At 72.3% G+C, this 23,144-nt stretch carries 19 protein-coding genes; 8 read left to right on the top strand and 11 right to left on the bottom strand.

Annotated elements, in window-relative coordinates:
- Window positions 1-66 precede the first annotated feature (66 nt).
- Window positions 67-1,611, top strand: coding sequence for a DUF262 domain-containing protein (locus WMF14_RS16265; protein WP_437801985.1), 1,545 nt, complete (start codon window positions 67-69; stop codon window positions 1,609-1,611).
- Window positions 1,608-2,822 (top strand): type II toxin-antitoxin system HipA family toxin, encoded by a 1,215-nt coding sequence (locus tag WMF14_RS16260; RefSeq protein ID WP_437801983.1) that lies wholly within the window; start codon window positions 1,608-1,610, stop codon window positions 2,820-2,822. Before WMF14_RS16265 ends, WMF14_RS16260 begins: the two co-directional genes overlap by 4 nt.
- 14 nt (window positions 2,823-2,836) lie before the next feature.
- Here WMF14_RS16260 and WMF14_RS16255 read toward each other — a convergent pair whose 3' ends face one another.
- Both WMF14_RS16255 and WMF14_RS16250 read right to left on the bottom strand, forming a co-directional pair.
- On the bottom strand, window positions 2,837-4,798 hold the full coding sequence (locus WMF14_RS16255; protein WP_437801981.1) for a hypothetical protein: 1,962 nt from the start codon (window positions 4,796-4,798) through the stop codon (window positions 2,837-2,839).
- A 5-nt stretch (window positions 4,799-4,803) separates the two neighbouring features.
- Window positions 4,804-5,853: a PEGA domain-containing protein gene (locus WMF14_RS16250; RefSeq protein WP_437801979.1), complete on the bottom strand. Its 1,050-nt coding sequence runs from the start codon at window positions 5,851-5,853 to the stop codon at window positions 4,804-4,806.
- 198 nt (window positions 5,854-6,051) lie between these two features.
- Between WMF14_RS16250 and WMF14_RS16245 the strand changes: the two genes are divergently transcribed.
- Window positions 6,052-7,266, top strand: coding sequence for a hypothetical protein (locus tag WMF14_RS16245; RefSeq protein ID WP_437801977.1), 1,215 nt, complete (start codon window positions 6,052-6,054; stop codon window positions 7,264-7,266).
- A gap of 61 nt (window positions 7,267-7,327) precedes the next feature.
- A complete protein-coding gene (locus tag WMF14_RS16240) occupies window positions 7,328-9,445 on the top strand; it encodes a thrombospondin type 3 repeat-containing protein (RefSeq protein ID WP_437801975.1) in 2,118 nt (705 codons plus the stop codon).
- 18 nt (window positions 9,446-9,463) lie between these two features.
- Here the strand turns inward: WMF14_RS16240 and WMF14_RS16235 are convergent, their stop codons facing one another.
- From WMF14_RS16235 to WMF14_RS16220, 4 genes are all read right to left on the bottom strand, one after another.
- Window positions 9,464-10,312: a hypothetical protein gene (locus WMF14_RS16235; protein WP_437801973.1), complete on the bottom strand. Its 849-nt coding sequence runs from the start codon at window positions 10,310-10,312 to the stop codon at window positions 9,464-9,466.
- Between the two features lie 754 nt (window positions 10,313-11,066).
- Window positions 11,067-11,975, bottom strand: coding sequence for a hypothetical protein (locus WMF14_RS16230; protein ID WP_437801971.1), 909 nt, complete (start codon window positions 11,973-11,975; stop codon window positions 11,067-11,069).
- Window positions 11,972-13,138, bottom strand: coding sequence for a PEGA domain-containing protein (locus tag WMF14_RS16225; RefSeq protein ID WP_437801969.1), 1,167 nt, complete (start codon window positions 13,136-13,138; stop codon window positions 11,972-11,974). Before WMF14_RS16225 ends, WMF14_RS16230 begins: the two co-directional genes overlap by 4 nt.
- Window positions 13,135-14,763, bottom strand: coding sequence for a protein kinase domain-containing protein (locus WMF14_RS16220; RefSeq protein ID WP_437801967.1), 1,629 nt, complete (start codon window positions 14,761-14,763; stop codon window positions 13,135-13,137). The genes WMF14_RS16225 and WMF14_RS16220 overlap by 4 nt, the downstream gene beginning before the upstream one ends.
- Before the next feature lie 178 nt (window positions 14,764-14,941).
- Here WMF14_RS16220 and hisB point away from each other — a divergent pair, with 178 nt between their 5' ends.
- On the top strand, window positions 14,942-15,529 hold the full coding sequence (gene hisB / locus WMF14_RS16215; protein WP_437801965.1) for an imidazoleglycerol-phosphate dehydratase HisB: 588 nt from the start codon (window positions 14,942-14,944) through the stop codon (window positions 15,527-15,529).
- Between the two features lie 3 nt (window positions 15,530-15,532).
- Entirely contained in the window at window positions 15,533-16,210 is a 678-nt protein-coding gene (hisH, locus tag WMF14_RS16210) for an imidazole glycerol phosphate synthase subunit HisH (RefSeq protein WP_437801963.1), read from the top strand.
- An 8-nt stretch (window positions 16,211-16,218) separates the two neighbouring features.
- Here the strand turns inward: hisH and WMF14_RS16205 are convergent, their stop codons facing one another.
- Window positions 16,219-17,151 carry a sensor histidine kinase gene (locus WMF14_RS16205; protein ID WP_437801961.1) on the bottom strand — a complete coding sequence of 311 codons (933 nt, stop codon included), beginning with the start codon at window positions 17,149-17,151 and terminating at the stop codon, window positions 16,219-16,221.
- A 380-nt stretch (window positions 17,152-17,531) separates the two neighbouring features.
- Between WMF14_RS16205 and WMF14_RS16200 the strand changes: the two genes are divergently transcribed.
- On the top strand, window positions 17,532-18,008 hold the full coding sequence (locus tag WMF14_RS16200; RefSeq protein WP_272098031.1) for a pyridoxamine 5'-phosphate oxidase family protein: 477 nt from the start codon (window positions 17,532-17,534) through the stop codon (window positions 18,006-18,008).
- An 81-nt stretch (window positions 18,009-18,089) separates the two neighbouring features.
- Here the strand turns inward: WMF14_RS16200 and WMF14_RS16195 are convergent, their stop codons facing one another.
- The 4 genes from WMF14_RS16195 to WMF14_RS16180 all read right to left on the bottom strand — a co-directional run bounded on the left by WMF14_RS16195 (window position 18,090) and on the right by WMF14_RS16180 (window position 21,659).
- A complete protein-coding gene (locus WMF14_RS16195) occupies window positions 18,090-18,842 on the bottom strand; it encodes an HAD-IB family phosphatase (RefSeq protein ID WP_437801959.1) in 753 nt (250 codons plus the stop codon).
- A 95-nt stretch (window positions 18,843-18,937) separates the two neighbouring features.
- A complete protein-coding gene (locus WMF14_RS16190) occupies window positions 18,938-19,975 on the bottom strand; it encodes an aldo/keto reductase (protein ID WP_437801957.1) in 1,038 nt (345 codons plus the stop codon).
- A 287-nt stretch (window positions 19,976-20,262) separates the two neighbouring features.
- A complete protein-coding gene (locus WMF14_RS16185; RefSeq protein WP_272098028.1) occupies window positions 20,263-20,805 on the bottom strand; it encodes a non-canonical purine NTP pyrophosphatase in 543 nt (180 codons plus the stop codon).
- A gap of 11 nt (window positions 20,806-20,816) precedes the next feature.
- Entirely contained in the window at window positions 20,817-21,659 is an 843-nt protein-coding gene (locus WMF14_RS16180) for an SIR2 family NAD-dependent protein deacylase (protein ID WP_437801955.1), read from the bottom strand.
- Between the two features lie 323 nt (window positions 21,660-21,982).
- Between WMF14_RS16180 and WMF14_RS16175 the strand changes: the two genes are divergently transcribed.
- Entirely contained in the window at window positions 21,983-23,101 is a 1,119-nt protein-coding gene (locus WMF14_RS16175; RefSeq protein ID WP_437801954.1) for a formylglycine-generating enzyme family protein, read from the top strand.
- The last annotated feature ends 43 nt before the right edge of the window (window positions 23,102-23,144 follow it).

Below are 23,144 nucleotides of genomic sequence, written 5' to 3'. Positions count from 1 at the left end.
TAGATGGATAGCCGCCGCCTTGAACGCCGCCCAGAAGCCAGAGCGCTCAGCGTCGAGCGTCTGCTGTTGGACATCCGGGACGGCAAGCTTCGGATCCCCGAGTTTCAGCGCCCGCTCCGCTGGCGCTCCGCGCATGTGCTCGACTTCTTCGACAGCGTGTACCGCGGGTTCCCCGTCGGCGAGCTCCTCCTGTCCAAGAGGTCGGCTGAGCCGCGGCTCCTGCACTTCGGCCCGCTCCGCGTGGATGCCCCCGCCGTACCCGACGCGCTGTTCGTCGTCGATGGCCAGCAGCGCATCAACGCGCTCGCCGGCGCCTTGCTGCACCCCGACACGCGGCCTCGCGGCGACATCCACGCCGTGTGGTTCGATCTCCAGGCGGAGCGTTTCGTCCGCTCGCGCTCGGCAGAGCCTCCGCCGCACTGGATCCCGCTGAACGTCATCTCGGATTCGTTCCTGCTGCTCGGCTGGCTGCACGAGTGGCCGTTCGGAAAGCAGCGACCCGATCTGGTCCAGCGCGCCATCGCGCTCGGCAAGGCGATCCGGGAGTACCAGATCCCCGCGTACGTCGTGGAAGAGGCATCGAAGGAAGCCCTCAGGTTGATCTTCAAAAGGGCGAACACGTCCGGCGTGCCGATGAAGGAGAGCGAGGTATTCGAGGCGCTCTTCGACGGCGCCGGGCCGCGCCCGATCGAGAGCGCTTGCGCGCGGCTCCAGGAGCAGACCGGGTTCGGGGTCATGGAGCGAGACTGGTTCCTTCGCTGCCTCAAGGCCGTCGAAGGGCGCGATCCGCGGCACACCTTCACCGAACGTGAGGGCGACGCGACGGAGGTGAGGGCGTCCGCCGTGGAGGAAACGGAGACTTCGTTGCGGCGCGCGATCGCGTTCCTCGCCGACGATGCCGGAATTCTCCATCTACAGCTCCTGCCGTACCGGCTCCCGCTCATCCTCCTCGCCCGATTCTTCCACCTGCACCCGAGTCCACACCCTCGCACGCGGACGCTCCTGGTTCGCTGGATCTGGCGCGGCGCGCTCGCTGGCGTCCACACGGACAGCAGTCACGCGACCGTCAACAACCTGCAGTCCAAGATCGACCGCGACGAGTTCGCCTCCGTGGAACGCCTGCTGTTCACGGTCCCGAAGGACGTGGAACCACCGGCCGCCTCCACGGTCTGGTCGGGACACAGCGCGGCCACGCGGCTCTGCGCGGTCGCCATGCTCCACATGGATCCCCGGAACGTCGATACTGGCGAGGCCTACACCTTGCAGGAAGTCCAGAGGCTGCTCGACAGGCGGGATCTGGCCAAGATCTTCCGCGACGTGGGTCGAGACGCGCCGTCGACGGTCGCGCGGCGTGTCCTGCTCCCAGGAAGCAAGCAGATCGCCAGGCTCCCACACGCGCCGGAAGAGGTGTTGCGAAGCCATGGGCTGGACCGGAGCGCCGCGGACGCGCTGCTGCGCGGGGACATCTCTGAGTTTGTCGAGCACCGACAGCGAGAGCTCGATCGGTGGTTTCAACGCTTCTTCTCCGAGCGAAGCGCTCCGGGCGAAGCTGACCGCCTCCCCATCGCTGAGCTGGTCCGGCGCGTCGAGGCACAGGCTGCCACGACATGAGCGCCCTCGAGGTGCGTCTCGGATCGGTGCGGATCGGCATCCTCGAGCGCTTCAACGACTGGGACTACCGCTTCTCGTTCGACGAGTCATGGCTCCGCATGGCCGATGCCCCGGTGCTCGGCCAGCTCTTCGAGGACCGCAAGCCGTACGACATCGAGAGCACTGGCAACCTGATTTGCTGGTTCGATCATCTCCTCCCTCAGGGACCTCTTCGCCGCGCCGTCGCGAAGCAGGCGCGCTGCGATGAGGACGACGAGTTCAACCTGCTGCAGCTCCTCGGCGAGGATCTTCCGGGCGCCGTGATCCTGACGCCCTGTCTGCCGCGGCTCTCGCGCGAAGCCGGCGTGAGCCGCGTCCAGGCTCCGCACACGGCCGAGGGGCTGCTCCGCTCGTCGCTGGCGGGCGCGCAGTACAAGTTATCCGTTCGCGAAGGTGAGCGTGGCCTGACCCTCCCGGTCCAAGGGCAGACGGGGTCCTACATCGCGAAGTTTCATGATCCGCTCCACAAGGAGCTACCGCGGGTCGAGCTCGCCACGATGCTCTGGGCACGAGCGTCGGGCCTCTCGGTGCCGCCATGCCGGCAGGCACGCGCCGAGGAGTTCGTCGAGCTTCCGGACGGAACCCCGATCGGCGATGGAACGGTCTTCCTGATCGAGCGCTTCGATCGCTTGCCGGGCGGCGAGCGCGTCCACATCGAGGATCTGGGCCAGGTGCTCGACCGCCCCCCCGGGGATCCTGGACAGTTCACGGGTCGCTACGAACACATCGCGGCCGTCCTCGCGCAGCTCGCCCCGGACGATCTGCGACCCTTCTGCGAGCGCCTCGTGTTCTGCGTGCTCTGCGGGAACACGGACGCACATCTGAAGAACTGGTCGTTGATCTATCCGGACAAGCGTCACCCTCGCCTGTCCCCCGCCTATGATCTGATCGCGTCCATCCTCTACGTCCCGCCGCTGGGCGACGGGCTCGCGCTGGACCTCGGCGGTTCCCGCCGGTTCGAGGACGTGCAGATCGAATCGTTCCGCCTGCTAGCGGAGGTCGCAGACCGCCCGTTCGACGAGGTAGCGGGCTGGATCCGGCAGGCGGCGGAGCGCGTGCGCGAAGCATGGCATGAGCATGCGGCGGAGCTGCCTTACCGTTCGAAGGAACGCGCGCGCATCGACGAGCACATGGCGCGCGTCCCGCTGGCGACCACCAGCCCGTCCGGCTGACGGACTGCCGCCCATCACTTCGCGAGCTTCAGCACCGCCCCGTCCTTCACCGGCGCGCCGTCGCTGCCGTCCGGCGATCCCTCGTTGATCCAGTAGACGGTCGCCTCGTCCACAGCGATGTCGCCCGGCCGCGCCTGCCCCGAGGCCAGCACCTCCTGCTCGCCGCCGCCCTTCGGCATGCGCACGACCGTCCCCGCGTCGCGCCGCGTCCAGTACACGTGCCCCTCGTCCACCGCGAGGCCGTTCAGCTGGCCCTGATCCGACGCGATCTCCTCGGGCGCGCCGACCTCCGCCCCGCTCAGATCCGCCCGGAAGACGCTGCCGCCCTCGAAGCTCGCCCAGTAGACAGCCGCCGCGTTCCCCTCCCCGTCCACGTCGAGCGCGATCTCGCGCGGCGTGAGCTGCTCCGCCGCGATCGTCACCGAGGCCTCTCCCACGCGGCACGCCACCGCCCCGTCGGTCCTGCCCAGCGTGCCCTGGTACGTCCAGCACACGGTGTCCCCCGCGCTGGCCACGCGGTAGGGCGACGAGAACGCCGTGCCGGTCGGCGTCAGCTCCTCCGGCGCGCCGAGCTCGACGTCCGCGCCGCTGCCGCTCAGCTGCGCCCGGAACACGCCGCCTCCCCAGAGCTCGGTCCACGAGAGCGCGCCGCCCGAGAGCGCGAGCCCCTCGGGCTGCTCCAGATCCGCGAGCAGCACGCGCGGCTCGCCGCCCGCGAGCGGGACCACCCTCAGCGTGCCGTCCTCCGCGTTCGTCCAGAAGGCCACCTGCCGCGCCTCGTCGATCGCGAGATCCCGCGGCGAGGCCTGCGTCGCGCCGAGGATCAGCGGCTCCCCGCCGTCGACGGGCGCCGTCTTCAGCTCCCCGTCCGCCTGGGCCATCCCCTCCCCGTCGAACGTGGCGCCCGCGATCCACGTCACGCCGCCCGCCGCCACCTGCAGCGACACCGGGTGGACCTGCGCCACCGCCACGGGGACGGGCGCTGACGCGTCGGGCACCGTGGACTCGCCGCCCTGCAGCGCCGACCACGGGCCGCACGTCGGCAGGTCCGTCCCCTTCCTGCGGCACTTCCCCTCTCCCGCCGCCGCGATCGCGAGCCCCGCGAGCTTGCCGCTCTGCGCCCGCCTGCACACCTCGACCGGCAGCCGGAGCACGTTGCCCTCCTCCACCCGGAAGCCCGCGTCGCTCTCCGCGTCGAGCGGCACGAAGCACGCGCTCTCGCCGCAGATGCCGCCGCCCTGCGTGAGCAGCGCGACGTTCACGTCGCCGCTCGGCGCGGCGGCCCGACAGACGGTGCCGTCCGCGGCGAACGCCTCGAGATCGACCGGCGCCGACGCGGCGGCGGCGAAGCACTGCAGGGTGTCGAAGCAGAGCCCGTCGCCGTCGCCCGACCCGCCGCCGAACACGGCCACGGCCTCGTAATCGGGCAGCTCGCGCGAGTCGACCTCGCGCGGCACGCACGAGCCCGCGACGCAGCTCTGGCCCTCGGGACAGCTGTTCTTGACGAGCACGTTGCCGTCCGCGTCGCGCAGCGCGTTGCCCTGCGCGTCGCGCTCGACCTCGGCCGAGCCGTCGCACAGGAACTGGATGGGCATGTGCAGCGTCGCTGTGCGCCCCTCGGGCACGGTCGTCAGCACCTCGCGGAGCAGGCGCACCCCGTCCTTCCCGCCGCGGCTCGCGATGACGCGCACCCGGAGCGCCTGCGACGGGTCGTCGGGCGTGAGGAAGCCCAGCGTCGCCGGAAGGCGGATCGACCCGTCGCTCCCGAGCCGCTCGAACGTCTCGTCGTAGACGACGGACCCGTCGAGCGTCGCCTCGATCCGGACCGTATCGATGTCCTTCGGCAGCGACATGTCCGTCTGGAAGACGACCATGAGCTGCCCCTTCTCCCCGCCGCAGGCCGAGAGCCCAGCCGCCGCGGCGAGCGAGAGCCACACCGCCGCCGACATCGACCTGGTCCGCTTCGTCCGTTTCATCCGCATCAACGTCTCCCTCCGAAGCTGAGCGGGACCGTGCCCAGGCTGCCCTGCTCCACCGGCGTCCCCGGCTCGAAGAGCAGCGCGCCCGCGACGAGCGCGCCCGCGAAGATCGCCGCGCCGCCGCCGATCCAGAGCCACTTGCTCGCGCCGCCCCGCTGCGCGGCGCGCTCCAGCGACACGTCGATCCGTCGGCGCTCGTCGTCGCGGACCAGGATCTGCGCCTCGTGCGGCGCCATCCCCGGCGCCGTCACCCGCAGCGCGTGGGTCCCGCTCTGCACCGAGCCCTCCCAGCGGCCCTTGCCCACCACCTTGCCGTCGATCGCGATGAGATCGTCCTGCCCCGCCGCGATGGCGAGCCGCCCCCGGTGCACCGCCCGGTCGAGCCGCGCCACGAGCGCGACGCTGTCGCCGCCCACGACCTTCACCTGGCGGACGAAATCGACGAAGCCGGGCTTCGACACGCGGATGCGGCGCTCGCCGATGTCGATCGGCACCGGCGCGGCGAGCGGCGTCGTCCCGACCCGCTCGTCGTCCACGAACACCGCGGCCCCCGGCTCGCTCGCCGTGATCGCGAGGAGGGACACGAAGATCCCGGCGGCCTTGAGCAGATCGGCGATGTCCTGCCTGTCGCGCGCCGACAGCGCGGCGCCCCCCTCGGCCTCCAGCCGGCGCAGCGTCGCGAGCATCGACGCGTAGCGCCGCAGGTTCTTCTGGCAGAGCGCGATCTTCCAGAGCAGCCGGTGATCGCGCGACAGCTCGTAGGCGCGCTCGTACCGCGCGAGCGCGCCCGCGTAGTCGCCCTCGTCGAACAGCGCCGCGCCCGCCCCGTGCTCGGCCCTGGCCATCCCGGTCAGCGACTCCGCGAGCGGCGTCTCCGCGGGCGGCGCGGGCGGCGTCGCCGCGGGCGGCGTCGCTGCGGGCGGCGCCTTTGCGGGCGGCGCCTTTGCGGGCGCGGAGCGCGCCGGCTGGGCCGCGGCCGCGCCCGCCGCGAGCCCCACGCCGAGCGCGGCCGCGACGGCGCGCCCCCAACGGCCCAGGTGCTTCCCTCGCATCGATGCTCCTTGCTGGCGGAGGCACACCGCGCGGGCCGTGCTCCGACTCTCCGATTCTCCGACTGGGATCACCGCGATTCTCCGGCTGGGATCACCGCGATGCTACCCGATGCGCGCGCCGCGCAAGCAACTGTTGGAAACGTCTCGGACAAATCGCCTTTGCTCCGCTTGCGGTGGCGGGGATACCATCCGGCGCCCATGAGAGGCCTCATCACGGTGGGCGCGGCGCTTGCGGGCGCGCTCCTCGGCATCGCCCTCGGCCCGTCCTCCGCGCGCGCGGAGGGGCCTGGCGCCGTCGCGCTCAGCCGGTTCGAGCCGACACCGGCGGGCGATCCGCTCTTCGGTGTGCCGTCGCCGTTCATCGGAGGGCACCTGGTCCCGCGCGGGCTCGCCCTGTTCGACCACGCAGAGGATCCGCTCACGCTCTCCGATGGCGCCTCGCCCGAGCGGGTGATCGTCGGCAGCCAGTCGCTCCTCCACGTCGGCGGCTCCCTCTCGCTGTGGGATCGGCTGCTCGTCTCGGCCTCGCTGCCGCTCGCGCTCGCCCAGAGCGGCGACGGCGCCGCGGCGGCGGCCGGCGCGGGCGCGCCCGAGGCTCCGTCGTCGCCTGCGCTCGGCGATCTGCGCCTCGGCGTGCGGGTCCGGCTGCTCGGCGACGACGGCGACCCCTTCCAGATCGGCACGAGCGCGTCCCTGCACCTGCCCACGGGCAGCTCGGACGCGTACATGGGCGAGGGCGCGGTCCGCGTCACGCCGCAGCTCCTGCTCGGCGGGCGGGTCGCGCGCGTCGTGTGGAGCGTCGCGGCCGGCGCGGTGATGCGGAGCTCCGAGAGCCCCTCGACGCTCGCTTACGGCGGCGGCGCGGGCGTGCTCCTCTGGGACGAGCGGCTGCAGGTCGGCCCGGAGGTGTACGCCGAGACGATGCTCCAGGGCGGCTCCCTGTCGCTCACCGCGCGCGAGCGGGTCGAGGTGGAGAGGACGACGAGCGCCGAGCTCCTGATCGGGGCCCGGCTCCGCCCCCTCGCCGGCCTCGTCGTCGGAGCGGCCGCCGGGCCGGGGATCGGCGACGCGATCGGCACGCCGTCGTTCCGCGCGATGGGCACGGTGGCGTGGGCTCCCCCGGCGCGGCCGCCCGCCGGCGCGGCGCCGGACGCCGAAGCGAACGCGGATCCGGACATGGACGGCATCCCCGGCGCGCGGGACGCGTGCCCGTACGCGCACGGCCCGGCCAGCGCCGACGCGAAGCGGAACGGCTGTCCCGTCGAGGACGAGGACGAGGACGGCGTCGCCGATCAGGACGACCTCTGCCCCCGGGCGGCCGCGGGCTCCGCGGGCGGCGACCCGTCGCGGCGCGGCTGCCCGGAGCAGGCGCAAGGCGAGCAGAAGCCGGCCGCGGGCGGCGCGGCGCGGTGACGAGGACGAGCGTGATCGGGCCATGCGACGCGGCCCTGCGTGGCGAGAGAGGGTGAAGAGGATGAAGCGAACCGTGATGGCCACCGCGCTCGGCGTCACGCTGGCGCTCGCTGCGGCGCCGCGTAGCGCGGCCGCGCAGTGCTCCGCCGCGGGCCCCTTGCAGGACCTCATCGATGGTCTCTCCTTCCGGTGGGACGTCGGGACGGACGGGGTGATCGGCGACGGGACGAACGACGCCTTCGACACCGGCATGATGCTGCGGGTGGACGGGAGCACCTTCCCCTCGTCGACCCGGGCCGAGGAGATGGACGGGCGGCAGCTCGTCCACGGGCCGGCGCTGATGGGCGAGCTCGAGGTCACCCGGAAGATCTACGTGCCGACCGACGAGGGCTGGGCGCGCTTCCTGGAGATCCTCCACAACCCCACCGCCAGCGAGCGGGTGACGGTCGTGCGGATCGAGACGAACGTCGGGTCCGACAACGGCACCACCATCACGCAGTCGTACACGGGCGATCTGGAGTTCACGCCGGCGGATCGATGGCTCGCCACGGACGACGCCATCGACATGGGGGGAGATCCGAGCCTCCATTTCAATTTCTTCGGGCCCTCCGCGGCGATCGTGCCGGGGAGTGTCGGGATGACCACCTTCGACTGCGCGGCGACGCAGGGGCCCGCCGTCGAGTTCACCCTGAAGCTGCCGCCTGGGGCGACGCGGATCGTCATGCACTTCGGCGGCCAGCGCGCGAGCCGGGCCGATTCCCACGCGGGCGCGGCCCACCTCGACGCGCTCCCGGCGCCGGCGCTCGCCGGGATGTCGGTGCGCGAGCGGGCCTACGTCGTCAACTGGGACGCGGACGGCGACGGCGATGACGACGACGACGGCGTGAAGGACCTCGACGACAACTGCCCGTCGGCGCCGAACCCGGATCAGGCCGACGCCGACGGCGACGGCGCGGGCGACCCCTGCGATCCCGACGACGACGGCGACGGCGTGCCCGACGGCGACGACAACTGCCCGCTCACGGCGAACCCCGATCAGTCGGACCTCGAGGGCGACGGCGCGGGCGACCCCTGCGATCCCGACGACGACGGCGACGGCGTGCCCGACGAGGGCGACAACTGCCCGTCGACGCCCAACGCGGGGCAAGAGAACAACAAGGACGAGTCGCCGCCGGACGACAGCGGCGACGCGTGCGACGACGACGACGACAACGACCGCCTTGGCGACGAGGTCGACAACTGCCCGCTCGTCCCCAACCCCGATCAGGCCGACGCCGACACGGACGGCCGGGGCGACGCGTGCGACCTGAACGCGCTGGACAGGGACGACGACGGCGTGGAGGACGGCGTGGACAACTGCCTCTCCGTCCCGAACCCCGACCAGTCCGATCTCGACCGCGACGGCGAGGGCGACGCGTGCGACATCGACGACGACGGCGACGGCGCGCCCGACGACGGCGACAACTGCCCGCTCGTGGCCAACCCGAGCCAGAGCGACGGCGACGGCGACGGCTACGGGGACCGGTGCGACGACGACGACGACGGCGACGGCGCGCCCGACGCCGACGACAACTGCCCTTTCCTCTCGAACGAGGGGCAGGAGGACGCGAACGGCGACCACGTGGGCGACGCGTGCGACTGCAGCGCGCCGGCGAAGCCCGACGGCACGCCCTGCGACGACGGCAACCCCTGCACCCGGAACGACGCCTGCGACGGCGGCGTCTGCAAGGGCGGCGATCCGGTCGTGTGCGCGCCCTCCGGGAACGTCTGCACCTCCGCGCAGTGCCACCCGAGGCACGGCGAGTGCGCGCTCCTCCCCAAGGAGGGCGCCCGCTGCCCCGGCGGCACCTGCGTGGCCGGCGGCTGCGTGCCCGATGACGCCGGCAGCGGAGGCGGCGGCGCGGGCGGCGAAGACGGTTCGGGCGGCGGCGACGCCGGCGCGGGCGGCGGCGACGCGGGCCCGGGCGGCGGCGACGCCGGTGCGGGCGGCGGCGGAGGCCACGGCGGCGAAGACGGCTCGGGCGGCGAGGGCGCCGCCCCCAGGCCCCTGCGCGGCACCCCGCGAGCGCACGGCAACGGCTGCGGGCTCGCGGTGGGCACCGACGGGGCGACGGGCTCGGCAGCGGCGTGGCTCGCCGCCGCGGCGCTCCTCGCGCGGTGGCGGCGGCGGCGCGGGTGACGCGGCCGGCGGCGCGCGTCACTCCACGGGCGGGCTGATCCCGGGCCCGCCGCCCGCGGCCGCGCCCCCCTCCCCCGCTGCCGCGGGCTGGCGAGGCCCTTCGGCGCCGGCGCCCCCGGCCTTGCCGCTGGCGTAGCGCCTGCCGGCTCGCTCGGACGCCTTCAGGACGGGGCCGCGGATCGTCTCGATGGCCTCCGCCGGAGCGCTGGAGATCTCCAGGTTGGAGAGCACCGCGGCGACGACGCGGAGCCATTGATTGCGCGCCGCCAGGATCGTCGCGTTCACGACCGGCGCGGTCTTCTCCTTGGCGGCGAGCGCGTCCCGCCGGTGCTCGATCGTCGCGAGCTCCTTGCCCGACGCGATCCACCGCTGCACGGTGTGGAGCAGCGTCGTCTTGCCCGGCGCCGGGATCGCCTTGAGGAGCGCGGCGGTCGAGGGCTCCTCGTCGAGGAGCCGGGCGATCCGCGCCGTGTTGCCCGACTCCGCGGTGGGCGACGCCTTGATGATGGCGAGCCCGGTCGGGAACAGCCGGCCCTGGGCCTGATCACACGCCTCCGCCCCCCCGACGTCCGGCGGCTCCTCCGCCAGACAGTGCTCGCGGTGCGCGTCGATGCCGTACGAGACCGCCTTGGCCAGGTGATCGTGGCGCTCGTCGACCTTCGCGAGCTCGTCGTTCAGGGCCGTCATCCCGGCCGACACGCCCGTCTTGCTCGGGCGAACCGCCAGCACGGCGCCGTGGACCTCGGCCACCTTGTCGTGCAGCCCCGCGATCTCCGGGATCGACAGGAACAGCCGCTTCCGCTGGGCATCCTCGATCCACGGAGCGACGAGGGCGACCATCTCTTCAATCATCAGGTGTTTCAACATGGGACAGACCTCCACGTGGGGGACAGCGCGTCGTGCCAGGGAAGCGCCGGTCTCATGTCCTGTCGATGACACCCGATTACAGGAGCAACCGCGGAGCGCGCAGCGCGGCCCCGAGTCGCGCTTCGGGGCGACCGACGTGAGGTGACGGCCCTCACAGGCGCTCGTCATGGGCCGAGGCTCACGAGAGCCGTGAGGAAGGCGGCCCCGATCTGGCGGTCAGCGTAATTTTGAAGGGAAGCCCAGGTGTGGACCTGGGCACAGCGTTCGCGGCAATGTCCCGGGAAGATCGCGATCTTGCCGGCACGTCGAGCTCCGGCGCTCGGGCTGATCGCGACCTGGGCGAGCGCCTGATGACATGCGTCGGCTCAGGTCACGTTCTCGACGGGACATCCGGGTTCAAGCGTCCTCCCAGATCGCGACCTGCCGGAACGCTCGACGACGAGCGTCGAGTCAGGTCACGCTCTCGACGGCACGTCGATATCGACCGCTTTCCCAGATCGCGCCCTGCCGGAACGCTCGACGACGAGCGTCAGGTCAGGTCGCGCTCTCGACGGCACGTCGATATCGACCGCTTTTCCAGATCGCGACCTGCCGAAACGCCGGACGGCGAGCGCTCGGATGGGTGGAGGGGTACTTCGGCCAAAGGCAGGGTCTTTTGAACCGCCAAGACGCCAAAAGACGCCAAGATTTTTGTGTTTTTCTTGGCGTCTTTTGGCGTCTTTTGGCGTCTTTTGGCGTCTTGGCGGTTCCATCATCACGGCTTCGCGGAGCCCGACGCCGACCACGGCCCGCACGTCGGCAGGCCCGCGGTCTTCTGGACGCACGCGGCCGTCACCGGCGACGTCACGACGGCCGCGATCTTCCCCGCGGCCACGTGCTCACACACGGCGGTCGGCAGCTGGATCCGCCCGTCGTCCTCCACCCGGAAGCCGTCGGCGCTGCCGGCGTCGAGCGCCACAAGGCAACGGTCGGCGTCATCGCAGATCCCGTCGCCCGCGGCGGTCTCCAGCGCCACGTTGAGCGGGACCCCGGTCTCGCCAGCGATCGAGCACGCCGCGTCGACCTCCGCAGGCGCCGTGCCCTGGAAGCAGGCCGTCACGTCGAAGCAATCGCCGTCGCCGTCCCCGTCTCCGCCGCCATAGACGTCCCCGGGCGCGTAGTCGGGGAGCGCGCCCGCATCGACCTCGCTCGACACACACGCCCCGGCGACGCAGGTCTGCCCTTCCGAGCAGTGCTTGTTCACCACGTCGCCGCTCTCGTCGATCTCGCCCGAATCGTCGCAGAGGAAGTTGAGCGGCAGCGTCAGCAGCGCGACGCGGTTCTTCGGGATCCTCGTGACCGCCTCGCGCAGGACGCGCACCGCGCCGAGCTCGTCCCCGATGCGGGCGCTGACCTTGATCCGGATCGAGTCGCCGCCGCCGCTCGCGGAGAAGAAGCCGATCGTCGCCGGCAGGCGCGCGGCGGCGTCGGACTCGCCGAGCCGCTCGTAGGACGCCGAGAACTTGGGCGTGCCGCCCTCGAACACCTGCACCTGGAGGGCGCTGAAGTCGTCGGGCATGGCGAGATCCGTCGAGACGGCGAGCATGATCTCGTCCGGCGGAGAGCACCCGCAGACCGCGACAGCGACGAGCGCGGCGAGCGCCGCCCGGGCGACGGCGCTCATCGGCCACCCCCGAAGGGGATCGTGAACGTGGCGACGCCCTTCCGGGACAGGGCGACCGAGCCGGGCGACGTGCGGCCCTCGACCGGCGGCTCCGGCCCGAAGACCCCCGTGGCGACGAGGACCGCGCCCGCGGCCACCAGCACACCGCCGCCGATCCAGAGCCAGGTCTCGACGTTCCCTTGCTTGGGCTGCGGCGCCAGCGTGACCTGCACGCGGCGCGTCTGGTCGTCCTGGATCATCACCTCGGACTGGTGCGACACCATCCCGGACGCCGTGACGCGGAGCGCGTGACCGCCGCTCGGCACGGGCCCGTCGTAGCCGCCGCGGCCGACCACGCGGCCGTCGATGGAGATGACAGCGTCCGGCGCCGCCGTGACGATGAGGCGCCCCTGGTGGACCTCCTTCTCCAGCGTGGCCGTGACCGTGACGTCACCGCCGCCCGTCACCTGCTGGGAGACCTCGACGTCCTTGAAGCCCTTCTTGGTCACCCGGATCTTCCGGGTGCCGACGTCGAGCAGCACGGGCTCGCTCAGCGGCGTCTGGCCGACCTCCTCGCCGTCGACGAAGACCGTGGCCCCCGCCTCGCTGGCCTTCAGATCGAGCCGGCTCACGTAAGCCTTCGTCGCCTCGATGAGCGCGGCGGCGTCCTTGCGATCCTGCTCCCCGAGCTGGGGGCCGGCGTCCCTGAGGAGCTTCTCGACCGTCCCGAGGAGGCGCGCGTAGCGCTTCAGGTTCTTCTGGCAGAGGGCGATGTTCCAGAGCAGCCGCGGATCGCCGGAGAGCTCGAAGGAACGCTCGAACTTGATGATGGCGTTGCGGTAGTCGCCGTCGTTGAAGAGGATCCGCGCGGCCTCGTACTCGGCCTTCGCCTCGCCGGTGAGCGTCGCGGACAGCGGCCCCTGGGCAGCAGGAGCGCCCGCGGCCGGCGCGCCAGCGGCAGGAGCGGGCTGCGCCGCCACCGGCGCCGGCTGCGCTCCCGCCGGCGCAGGCTTCGCCGCCGCAGGCGCCGGCTGCGCTCCCGCCGGCGCAGGCTTCGCCGCCGCAGGCTGCGCTCCCGCGGGCGCGAGGGCCGTCAGCACGGCGCCGCCGAGCGCGACCGCGGCGCCGATGCGCAGGCTCCTGCTGCTCCACAGCGGGAGCCGTTCGCTTCCTGGCCAACTCATCTGGGCTTACCTTTGTCGTTCAGCACATCGAAGATGCTCCCCGGCTGCGCGGCGGTCGCGGTCGCGGTCGCGGCCGGCGCGGCGGTCGCGGCCGGCGCGGCCGAGGGCGCGGCGGTGGGCTTCGGCCGAGGCCCCGTGGCGACCGGCGTCGCGCTCGCCGGCGCCTTCGGCCCGGCGGTCGACAGCGGCGCCGCGGTGGCCACCGGCGCGGCGGTCGCCACCGGGGACACGGTCGCCGACGGCGCCGCGGTCGCCGGCGGCTGCGGCTCCGCGGTCACCTCCGGAGGTGCGACCGGAGGGCGAGCCGGCGTCGCGGGCGCCGAGGGCTCGGCGGAGGCGGTCGCCGCCACGGCCGACGGGTCGGCGGGAGGAGCGTCCGCGCTGCCATGGAACGTGACGAAGCGCAGGACCCCGCCGATCACCACGGCGACGCCCACCACGGCCAGCGCGAGCACGACGCCGCTCCGCGAGCGCGCCCCGGGCGCGGCGCCCCCGGCCGCCCAGCCGGGCGCGGTGCCCGCCGGGCCTGCGGTGTGGCCAACCGCGCCGACCGCGCCGCCCGCCGTCGCGCCGGCAGGCGGCGCCGCGCTGTGCCGCGCTGTCGCCGCGGGGACGCCGCTCGCGCGGTCCTGCGACGTCTGCCAGGCGGGCGGCGTGCTCATGCGCTCGCGCACGGAGCTCGCCCGGTCCCGGAACGAGACCGCGGGGACGAGCCCCAGCGTCCGCTCGATCCGCTCCAGCGAGGCCAGCGCGAGCGGAGGCCCGAAATCGACGATGGCGCCCGCGAGCTCGGCGACCGACTTGAAGCGCTTCGTGACGTCCCTCTCGAGGCAGCGCAGGATCGCCGCCTCGAGGCCCGGCGGCAGATCGCGCCGGAACGTCGTCGGGGGCGGCGGCGGCTCGGTGTTGATCATCAGGATGAGCTCGGACAGCGAGCTCGCGTCGAAGGGGACACGCGCGGTGAGCAGCTGGTAGAGGATGGCGCCGAGCGACCAGATGTCCGCGCGCGCGTCGACCGAGCGCGCCGAGCGCATCTGCTCGGGCGCCATGTAGAGCGGCGAGCCGAGCACCATCGCCGTCTTCGTCAGCCCGAGCTCCGGCTCGGCCCCGGCCGTCGACGGGTCCGCCAGCGCCTTCGAGATGCCGAAATCGAGCACCTTCACCATGCCGCTGCCGTCCGCCGCGCGCGTGAGGAAGAGGTTCGCCGGCTTGAGATCGCGGTGGATGATGCCGGCCGCGTGCGCCTCGGCGATGGCCTCGCAGGCCTCGAGCACGTAGCCCACGGCCTCCTCCAGCTCGAGCGGGCCGCTCCGCCGCAGCGTCTCCTGGAGGTCGCTCCCCTCCAGGTACTCCATCACCATGAACGGCGCGCCCGTCTCGAGCGTCCCGACGTCGAGCACGCGCGCGACGTGCTCGCTCTTCAGGCGCACCGCCGCGCGCGCCTCGCGCACGAAGCGCTCCACCATCTCGTCGTTGGCGCCGGGGTGGAGCAGCTTGATGGCGACCCGCTGGTGGAGCTGCTCGTGCAGCGCGGCGACGACGACGCCCATGCCCCCTTGCCCGAGGATGCGCTCGACCCGGTATTTCCCCGATAGAATTTGACCTTCGGTGACCGGTGAGCTCACGGACGCTCCTGCGCTGGGGCTGCCTCCAGGGCGCCACCACCGCCACGTTATTCAGGGGGCCACCTTATGCGATCCGACGCTCGCATCCAAGGCCATTGCCGCGTTACCTGCCGCGTCATCGGGAGTCATCGGGATCACGCCGCTTCCCTTGCCGCCAAGCGCGACTACCCTACGCGCCATGCCCCGCATCGCCAACGTCCAGCGCAAGACGCGCGAGACCGACATCCGCATCGAGATCGATCTCGACGGCCAGGGCCGCTCGGAGATCAAGACGCCGCTCCCCTTCCTCACGCACATGCTCGATCAGATCGCCCGCCACGGCCTGTTCGACCTCACCCTCCACGCCGAGGGCGACGTCGAGATCGACGGCCACCACACGACCGAGGACTGCGGCATCACCCTGGGCACGGCCGTGCAGAAGGCGCTCGGCGACAAGGCGGGCATCGCCCGCTACGGCGAGGCGACGCTCCCCATGGATGAGGCGCTCGCGCAGTGCGCGCTGGACCTCTCCGGCAGGCCGTACTTCGTCTGGCGCGTGCCGCTGCCCAAGGCGAAGCTCGGCACCTGGGACGTCGAGCTGGCCCCTGTGTTCTTCGAGGGCTTCGCGCGCGGCGTCGGCGCGAACCTCCACGTCCGCCTCATCGAGGGGGACAACCTGCACCACATCGTCGAGATCTGCTTCAAGTCGTTCGCCAAGGCGCTGATGAAGGCGACCCGGATCGAGCCGCGCGTCGCCGGCATCCCGTCCACCAAGGGGAGCCTCTGAGCCATGCAAGCCATCGCGCTCGTCGATCTCGGGATGGGCAACCTGCGCTCCGTGGAGCGGGCGCTCCTCCAGGCCGCCGAGGACTCCGGCGCGCCGTGCGCGGTGACGCGCACGGGCGACCCGGAGATCATCGGCCGGGCCGACAAGGTGGTGGTGCCCGGCCAGGGCGCCTTCCGCGACTGCGCCGCGGCGCTGCAGAGCGGCATCGGCGACGCGCTGCGCGCCCAGATCCGGAAGGGGACGCCCTACCTCGGCATCTGCCTCGGCATGCAGGCGCTCTTCGACGGGAGCGAGGAGGCGGAGGGCGCGCGCGGGCTCGGCGTGTTCCCCGGCACCGTCAAGCGCCTCACGCCTCAGCCGAGCGCGGCCGAGGCGGACGCGGTCGCCGGCCAGCCGTGGGTCGGGATCAAGATCCCCCACATGGGCTGGAACCGCATCGCGTTCGCGCGCGAGGTGGCGGGCCCGCTCGGCGTGTTCGCGGGCGAGCGGCCCTTCGTCTACTTCGTCCACAGCTACCACGCCGTCCCGCTCGACCCCGCGCTGGTCGCGGCGACGACGGAGCACGGCCCGCACCGCATCACCGCCGCGATCGAGCGGGACAACGTCACCGCGACGCAGTTCCACCCCGAGAAGAGCCAGGCCGCCGGACTGCGCCTGCTCGCCCGCTTCCTCGACGGCTGACCCGCGCGTCAGTGCGGGCGCAGCAGGCGCTGGTGCACCTGCTTGACCTGCGCGAGCTTGAGGCGCGCCCCCCGGGGGAGCTCGGGCGCGCGCGCCGCGCCCGCGCCGCGCCGCGCCCGCGCCGGGCGCGAGGGGGGAATCGGCGAGGAGATCGACGAGGAGCGCCGCGCCGCCCTCACGCGCTGCGGCCGCCGCGGGGCGAGCGGGAGATCGACGATGAACGCCGCGCCGCAGCCGAGCTCGCTCTCGACGCGGATCGCGCCGCCGTGCGCGCGCGCCGCGACGTGCGCGATGTACAGGCCGAGCCCCAGGCCGCCGAAGCGCTCCACCGGGACGGCCCGCTCGAAGCGCGCGAAGATCCGCTCATGGTCCTCCCGGGCGATCCCCATGCCGTGGTCGCGCACGATGAGCCGCGCCCGCGCGCGCGTGGCGCGCACCTCGATCGCGATCGGCTTGCCCTCGCCGAAGGTGATCGCGTTCTTGATCAGGTGGAACGTCATGCGCTCGAGCTGGGACCGGTCCCACCAGCCGATCACCGAGCCCTCGGCCGCGACCGAGATGGCGCCGCACGCGGCCGGCCGATGCGCGACCGCCGTCGCGACCACCTCGCGGATGAGCCCGACGAGATCGAGCGGCTGGCGGGCCGGTGCGCCGTGGGCCAGGCCGCCGTGCCTCGCCTGGAACATGTCGTCGCAGAGCCGGGCGAGGCGGCCGAGCTGACGGTCGAAGACGGCCAGCATCGCCGCCGCCCACGCCGGGGTCTTCTCGGGCTCCTGCTCGCTCATCCGCTTCGTCAGCTGGAGCTGCAGGAGGAGCGAGGTCACGGGCGTCCTGATCTCGTGCGCGGCGAGCACGAGGAAGTCCTCCCGGATCCGGGCGGTGTCGTCCCGGATGGGGACGGCGGGGATACGAGGGTCGACGTCGTCAAAAAACGCGGTCATGGCAGAGCCTGCTGGGCGGAGTTGTGGTGTGCCCCCGCGCCGGCGAACGCATGGAGTGTGCCACCCCCGCAGGGCTCGCGGATTGGCACTTCTGGCGGCAGGAGAACGCCACATCTGCCGAGCGGACGCGCGTCAAGGCGTCGCATTGCGCCGTCCACTGCGCAAAACCCCGCGAGGCGAGCCGAGCCGCCTGGACCGCGAGCCAGGGGCAGCGCCTCGGGTCACGCCGGAGCGCCGCCAGGCTGCAGCGGTACACGGGTAAGGGCGCGCCCCTGCTTGCGGGCCAGGGTCCGCGGAGCAGCTTTGTCCGCATGCAACACCAGAGTGAAGAGCAACACCGGAGTGTGGAGCCGGGTGCCAAGGCTCAGGTCCGTGGATCGATGAGCGAGCTGCACGCGCTCCTCAGGGAGTTCGACACTGCCATGCTCGTCACGATGACCCCGGAGGGGCTGATGCGAGGGCGGCCCATGGAGATCCAGGAGCCGGCCGAGCTGATGGATTGCGATCTCTGGTTCGTGACGGAGGACGAGGCGGCGAAGACAGGCGAGATCACCCGCGAGCACCAGGTGGCGGTCTGCTGCTACAGGCCGCGGGATCGGGCGTACATCTCGATCTCGGCGCGCGCGACGGTCGAGAGGAACGAGGAGAAGATCCGGAGCCTCTGGAAGCCCTCGTGGAAGGCGTGGCTGCCGGCCGGCCCCACCCACCCTCACGCCGCCTTCCTGAAGCTCTACGTCGAGCGCGCCGAGTACTGGGAGCCCGAGGGCGGCCGGCTGCGGGTCCTCTACGAGAAGGCCAAGGCGCTCGTCCAGCGGAGATCGGCGGAAGACAAGCTGAACCCGCCGAAGCACATCTGAGCCGCGCCGCCCCTGCGGCGGCGATCGAGGAGGCGTGACCCGAGGCGAGGTGGCCCCTGGGCTGGATGAACCCCGGATCGATCAGCCAGCTGTCGGCGTGGCGCCGGCCGCGCGCCGTGCGCGCTCCCCATCGGGGGTGCCGCCGCCCTCGAGCGCCGCGCAGATCTCGGCAAAGCTGTCGAAGGGCGTATACGGTATCCCCTCGCGGGCGCAGAGCACGTCGAGGGCGCTGTCCCGCACCGCGAACACGTGATCGCAGCACCGCGCCGCGGGGTAGTCCAGCCGGCCGTCGCCGATGTAGACCGTGGAGGTCTCGCCGGTGGCCGCCTTCAGCTGATCGAGCACGCGGATCTTGAAGTCCTCGCCGGGGCCGACCGGCACCGCCTCCGGCACGGTCACGCGCCAGCGCCCATCGAAGACGGCATCGAAGCAGGAGAACGCGGTGCCCGACGGCAGGAACTCGCGGATGTAGAACGGCAGGCCGTGGCTGATCACGTGGAACACCCACGCCCGGTGGGCGCACAGGGCCAGGAGATCCTCGAAGCCCGACCGCAGCTCGGCGTGCGGGCGCAGCTCGTCCAGGAGCTCGGCGGCCGGGCGATCCACGTCGGCGTAGCCGCGGCGGAGGAGCTCGAACGGCGTGAGCTGGCCGCCGACGGCAGGCGCGAGCAGCACCTGCCGCCAGTCATAGCCAAGGTGGGCGTCCCAGATCCGGTTCGTCAGGTCGTCGCGGGTGATGGTCCCGTCGAAGTCGCAAAGAATGAGCACGACCGCTGATTTGCACGCCGCCACGCCGGACGCCACCGCCGCGCTGCCCTGCCCGGCCCTCGCCACGGGATCGCCTTCCACGGCGAGGGCTCACGCCCCGTGCCGGGCCTCCGCGCAGGATCAGGCGCCGTGAGGCGCCGGTCGCGGCCGGGCCGCGGCCGTCACAGCGCGACAGGGAACGGATTGCGCTCGTTGAAGCCGGCCTGGTGGAAGTAGGGATACGGCAGCTTCGTCTTGCTCGCAGCGTCCAGCTTCGCGATGTGCTCTGGCGCGAGGGTCCAGCCGACGGCCCCGAGGTTCTGCCGGAGCTGCTCCTCGTTGCGAGCGCCGATGATCACGTTCGCGACGCTCGGCCGCTGCAGCAGCCAGTTGAGCGCGATCTGCGGGACGGTCTTGCCCGTCTCCTTCGCCACCGCGTCGAGCGCGTCGACGACACCATAGAGGTACTCGTCGTCGATCTGCGGCCCCCCGTCGACAGAGAGCTTGTTCCGGAGCCGGCTGACCTCCGGCAACGGCTGCCCGCGCCGGATCTTCCCCGTGAGCCGCCCCCAGCCCAGCGGGCTCCAGACCACCGCGCCGACCTTCTGATCGAGCGCCAGCGGCATCAGCTCCCACTCGTAGTCGCGCGCCACCAGCGAATAATACGCCTGGTGCGCCACGTACCGAGAGAGGCCATACTTCTCCGACACCGCGAGCGACTTCATCAGGTGCCAGCCGGAGAAATTCGAACAGCCGAGGTAGCGGATCTTCCCCGCTCGCACGAGATCGTCCAGCGTGCCGAGCGTCTCCTCGAGCGGCGTGACAGCGTCGAAGCCGTGCAGTTGGAAGAGATCGATATAATCCGTCTGCAGCCGGCGCAGGCTCCCCTCGATCGACCGGATCAGGTGATACCGCGACGAGCCGACGTCGTTGGGGCCCGGGCCGCTCCGGAACGTCGCCTTGGTGGAGATGATGACCTTGTCGCGCCTGCCCTTGATCGCATGGCCGAGGATCTCCTCGGCCATCCCGTCGGAGTAGATGTCGGCCGAGTCGAACATGTTCATCCCGGCCTCGAGCGAGACGTCGACCAGCCGAGTCGCCTCGGCCACGTCGCTCGCGCCCCACCCCCGGAAGAACTCGTTGGAGCCACCGAACGTCCCCGTCCCGAGACTCAGCACCGGTACCTTGAACCCTGACCCGCCGAGCTGTCTGAACTCCATGAATCGCCTCCGCGCCAAATGGGGACAACCTCTGAGCGCAGGGAGCGGAGCGCCGGACACCAGGATCTCGCCCCCTTGCCGCGGTCGTGGACGGTTAGGAACTCCAAAGCGATCCGGAAGTCAAGCCCCACGGTATCCAGCACGCGGAGGTGCAGGGCGCGCCGCGGCGGCCTGCCAGCACGGCCCGTCCGGCGCGAGGTCCCGGCGACGTGAGGAGGAGCCGGCGCCGCGGGAGGCGGCGTCACGGCCGCGCGCGTCTCGGCGAGCGCGAGCGCCGCGCTCCGCGATCACAGCCCGAGATCGAACCGGAACGCCCGCAGCGCCTCCGCGCTCGCGGAGCACCGGAGGCGCTCGTCACGAGGCATCTGCCCGAGCGTGCGCGTGTGCCCGGCCGGGATGAACATCGGCTCCCAGTGGATGCCCTCGTCTCCCCGCCGCTCGCAGGCGATCTCGCCGAGGACGCTGCCCGTGTAGACACGGAGCGTCCGGCCGTCGCAATAACACACCTTCTGGACGACGTGCGCTGCGCGCGACTGCCCAGGAGGGATGAGGGAGCAAATCCGGTCCTGCAGCCGCTCCCAGAACGGCATCACGAGCGGGCCCGGAAAGCCGTTCAGGTGCTCGATGAAGAGCCCGCCGTGCTCGACGAAGAGCGGAACGAGGGAGAGCCGGTAGGCGGCGAGGGCCTCCTCGCGTACGACGGTGTCGAGATCCGACGAGAGGATCTGGGGCACGTCGAGCCGGAGGACGCGGAGCGGCGTCGGGGCGTCCTTCCATATATACGTCATGTCCGCGAGCTTGCGGTGGTTCGAGGAGACGAAATAGACCATGACCACCGCCCTCACCCGCCCAGCGAATCGAGCAAGTGCACGACGCTCTTCGTCTTGTCGTTCGGGTCGAGCTCGATGACGTCGATGTGCCAGTCCTCGAGCAACGCGGGCTGGACGAGCCCGGCGCCGAAGGTCGCCCAGTAGCCGCGGCGGTTCGACGCGCGCTTCGCGAGCTGCGGGCTGCCCTCGATGCGCATCTGCTCCATGCGGTACCAGATGTACCGGATGTCGACGTCGCCGAAGCTGTAGCCGAGGAAGAGGAAGCTGTTGCTGAGCAGATCGGCCCGCAGGCGCTGATCGGGCGCCGCCTCGAGCCGGAGGCGGCTGAAGTACTGAGATTCGGTGAGCACCACCGTCTCGGGCCAGTCGAGATCGCCATGAAACTTGATGACGTGGCACGCCCCCTGCGCCGGACACCGCGCGAAGTCGTCGAACCTGGCGAGCGCCACGGCCTCCTTGCCCGCGTCCCGCAGCGCCTCCTCGATGTGGTGCTCGAAGTTGGTCGTGTAGATGGTCGGGAAGTCGCGGCGCGCCAGGGCCTTGTGCTGGCACGAGCTCCTGCGCCGCTCGTCGACCTCCCGCGCGTGGAAGCGCGCGCGCATCTCGGCGATGAAGCTGTCGAGGCCGCCCGCGCACTCCCGGGCGAAGAAGCCGGCGAGCTGAGGGGGCAGGCCGTGCAGCTCGAAGAGCGCTGGCTCGAAGCCGAGCGCGGCGCCCATCCACCCCACCAGCTCCTTCCACATCGGGAGCTGGAGCGGGGCAGAGAAGCCGGCGCCCAGAAAGGGAATGAGGCGGCCTTCCCGGTACGCCTGTCGGAGCGGGATCGCCGCTTGCTCGAGCGTCAGTACAGCCATCTTCAGCGAGCGATGGTATCCGCCCGCCGACCTCGCGCAACCAGCGCCCGCCGGGCCGGAACGACTCGCCCCGAGCGGACGTCGGCCGGCGCGCAAGGACAGAAGCCGCGATGAGCCAGGACACACGCGGCAGAGCCCGGCGCTGCGGAGGAGGGCGCCGGTCGCACCTCGCTCCCCACGGCGGCAGAGCGGCGTCGAGCGGGCCCTCTCGCGAGCCGAAATGTCAGTAGAATCCCGCGCATGGCGATTCTTGGGACGGTGGCTCGGCGGCCGCTGCGCGCGGCGCGGTCCGCGCTGGTCGAGCGCCTCGGAGCGCGGCGCTGATGCAGATCGCGGCGGCTGCGGTGGCGATGTGGACGGGGGCATGCCTCGTGATCGGGGGCTGCACGGCGATCGTGGGTGTGGACAAGCCGTACCACCTGGCGGGCGGCGGAAGCGGCGGTGGGGACGTCGAGACGTGCACGCCGGACGAGGTGCGGTGCGCGCAGAACAGGCCGCAGACGTGCGACGAAGCCGGAGCGTGGCAGGACGAAGCCGAGTGCCCGGCGGAGGCGCCCTCGTGTGATGACGGGCGCTGCGCCGTCCCTCGGAGCTGCGCGAAGATGGACGCGATCTGCGGGCCGCGCGGAGACGAGGGCTGCTGCGGGAGCCTGGTGGTGCCCGGAGGCACGTTCGATCGGGGCGACGCCGAGCCGCGCCTGGCGACGGTGAGCGACTTCCGGCTGGATCGATTCGAGGTGACGGTGGGGCGGTTCCGGGCGTTCCTTTCGGAGTACCCGGCGAGCTGGCCGGCGGTGGGCGCAGGAGCGCACCCGAAGATTCCGGACAGCGGGTGGCGCGCTGCGTGGGACGCCGACCTGCCCGTGGATCGGGCGGCGCTGTCGGCGTCGCTGCACTGCGAGGATCCCTATTTTTCATGGACCGACGAGGTGGGCGATCACGAGCTCCTGCCCGCGGCCTGCGTGAGCTGGTACGTGGCGTTCGCGTTCTGCGCGTGGGACGGCGGTCGGCTGCCCACGGCAGCGGAGCGGCGGTACGCGGCCGCCGGCGGGGAGGAGCAGCGCACGTATCCATGGTCGGGCCCGGAGAGCGCCCCGGAGCCCGACGAGAGCTACGCGGTGTACGGGTGCGGCCTCGATGGGTCGTGCGAGATCGCGGACCTCCAGCCGGGCGGGTCGAGGTCGCCGCGGGGAGACGGGCGGTGGGGACAGGCGGATCTGGGGGGAAACGTGTGGGAGTGGGTGCTGGATTCGTTCGCGACGAACGACGCGCTCCCGCTCGATTGCGAGGATTGCGCCGTCCTCACGCCCGACACGAACCACATGATCTGGGGCGGGGGCTGGCGCAGCGAGGAGGCTACATTGCTCACCTCGGCCTTCCAGGAGCGCTCGCCGACCGGCCACTTCGCCGGCGCGGGGCTGCGGTGCGCACGAGCGCGGTGACTCGCGCGGCCGCGCGGTCGCGCGGTCACGCGTCGCGGCCGCC

It is taken from the genome of Sorangium sp. So ce693 (assembly GCF_051521375.1).
GTDB lineage: Bacteria > Myxococcota_A > Polyangia > Polyangiales > Polyangiaceae > Sorangium > Sorangium atrum.
This window is presented reverse-complemented; position numbering and strand designations above follow the sequence as displayed.

Excerpts from the sequence above, each read along its gene's own strand:
- WMF14_RS16260 (WP_437801983.1), top strand. The coding sequence starts at position 1,608 with ATGAGCGCCCTCGAGGTGCGTCTCGGATCGGTGCGGATCGGCATCCTC.
- WMF14_RS16255 (WP_437801981.1), bottom strand. The coding sequence starts at position 4,798 with ATGAAACGGACGAAGCGGACCAGGTCGATGTCGGCGGCGGTGTGGCTC.
- WMF14_RS16250 (WP_437801979.1), bottom strand. The coding sequence starts at position 5,853 with ATGCGAGGGAAGCACCTGGGCCGTTGGGGGCGCGCCGTCGCGGCCGCG.
- WMF14_RS16245 (WP_437801977.1), top strand. The coding sequence starts at position 6,052 with ATGAGAGGCCTCATCACGGTGGGCGCGGCGCTTGCGGGCGCGCTCCTC.
- WMF14_RS16240 (WP_437801975.1), top strand. The coding sequence starts at position 7,328 with ATGAAGCGAACCGTGATGGCCACCGCGCTCGGCGTCACGCTGGCGCTC.
- WMF14_RS16235 (WP_437801973.1), bottom strand. The coding sequence starts at position 10,312 with ATGTTGAAACACCTGATGATTGAAGAGATGGTCGCCCTCGTCGCTCCG.
- WMF14_RS16230 (WP_437801971.1), bottom strand. The coding sequence starts at position 11,975 with ATGAGCGCCGTCGCCCGGGCGGCGCTCGCCGCGCTCGTCGCTGTCGCG.
- WMF14_RS16225 (WP_437801969.1), bottom strand. The coding sequence starts at position 13,138 with ATGAGTTGGCCAGGAAGCGAACGGCTCCCGCTGTGGAGCAGCAGGAGC.
- hisB (WP_437801965.1), top strand. The coding sequence starts at position 14,942 with ATGCCCCGCATCGCCAACGTCCAGCGCAAGACGCGCGAGACCGACATC.
- hisH (WP_437801963.1), top strand. The coding sequence starts at position 15,533 with ATGCAAGCCATCGCGCTCGTCGATCTCGGGATGGGCAACCTGCGCTCC.
- WMF14_RS16205 (WP_437801961.1), bottom strand. The coding sequence starts at position 17,151 with ATGACCGCGTTTTTTGACGACGTCGACCCTCGTATCCCCGCCGTCCCC.
- WMF14_RS16200 (WP_272098031.1), top strand. The coding sequence starts at position 17,532 with ATGAGCGAGCTGCACGCGCTCCTCAGGGAGTTCGACACTGCCATGCTC.
- WMF14_RS16190 (WP_437801957.1), bottom strand. The coding sequence starts at position 19,975 with ATGGAGTTCAGACAGCTCGGCGGGTCAGGGTTCAAGGTACCGGTGCTG.
- WMF14_RS16185 (WP_272098028.1), bottom strand. The coding sequence starts at position 20,805 with ATGGTCTATTTCGTCTCCTCGAACCACCGCAAGCTCGCGGACATGACG.
- WMF14_RS16180 (WP_437801955.1), bottom strand. The coding sequence starts at position 21,659 with ATGGCTGTACTGACGCTCGAGCAAGCGGCGATCCCGCTCCGACAGGCG.
- WMF14_RS16175 (WP_437801954.1), top strand. The coding sequence starts at position 21,983 with ATGCAGATCGCGGCGGCTGCGGTGGCGATGTGGACGGGGGCATGCCTC.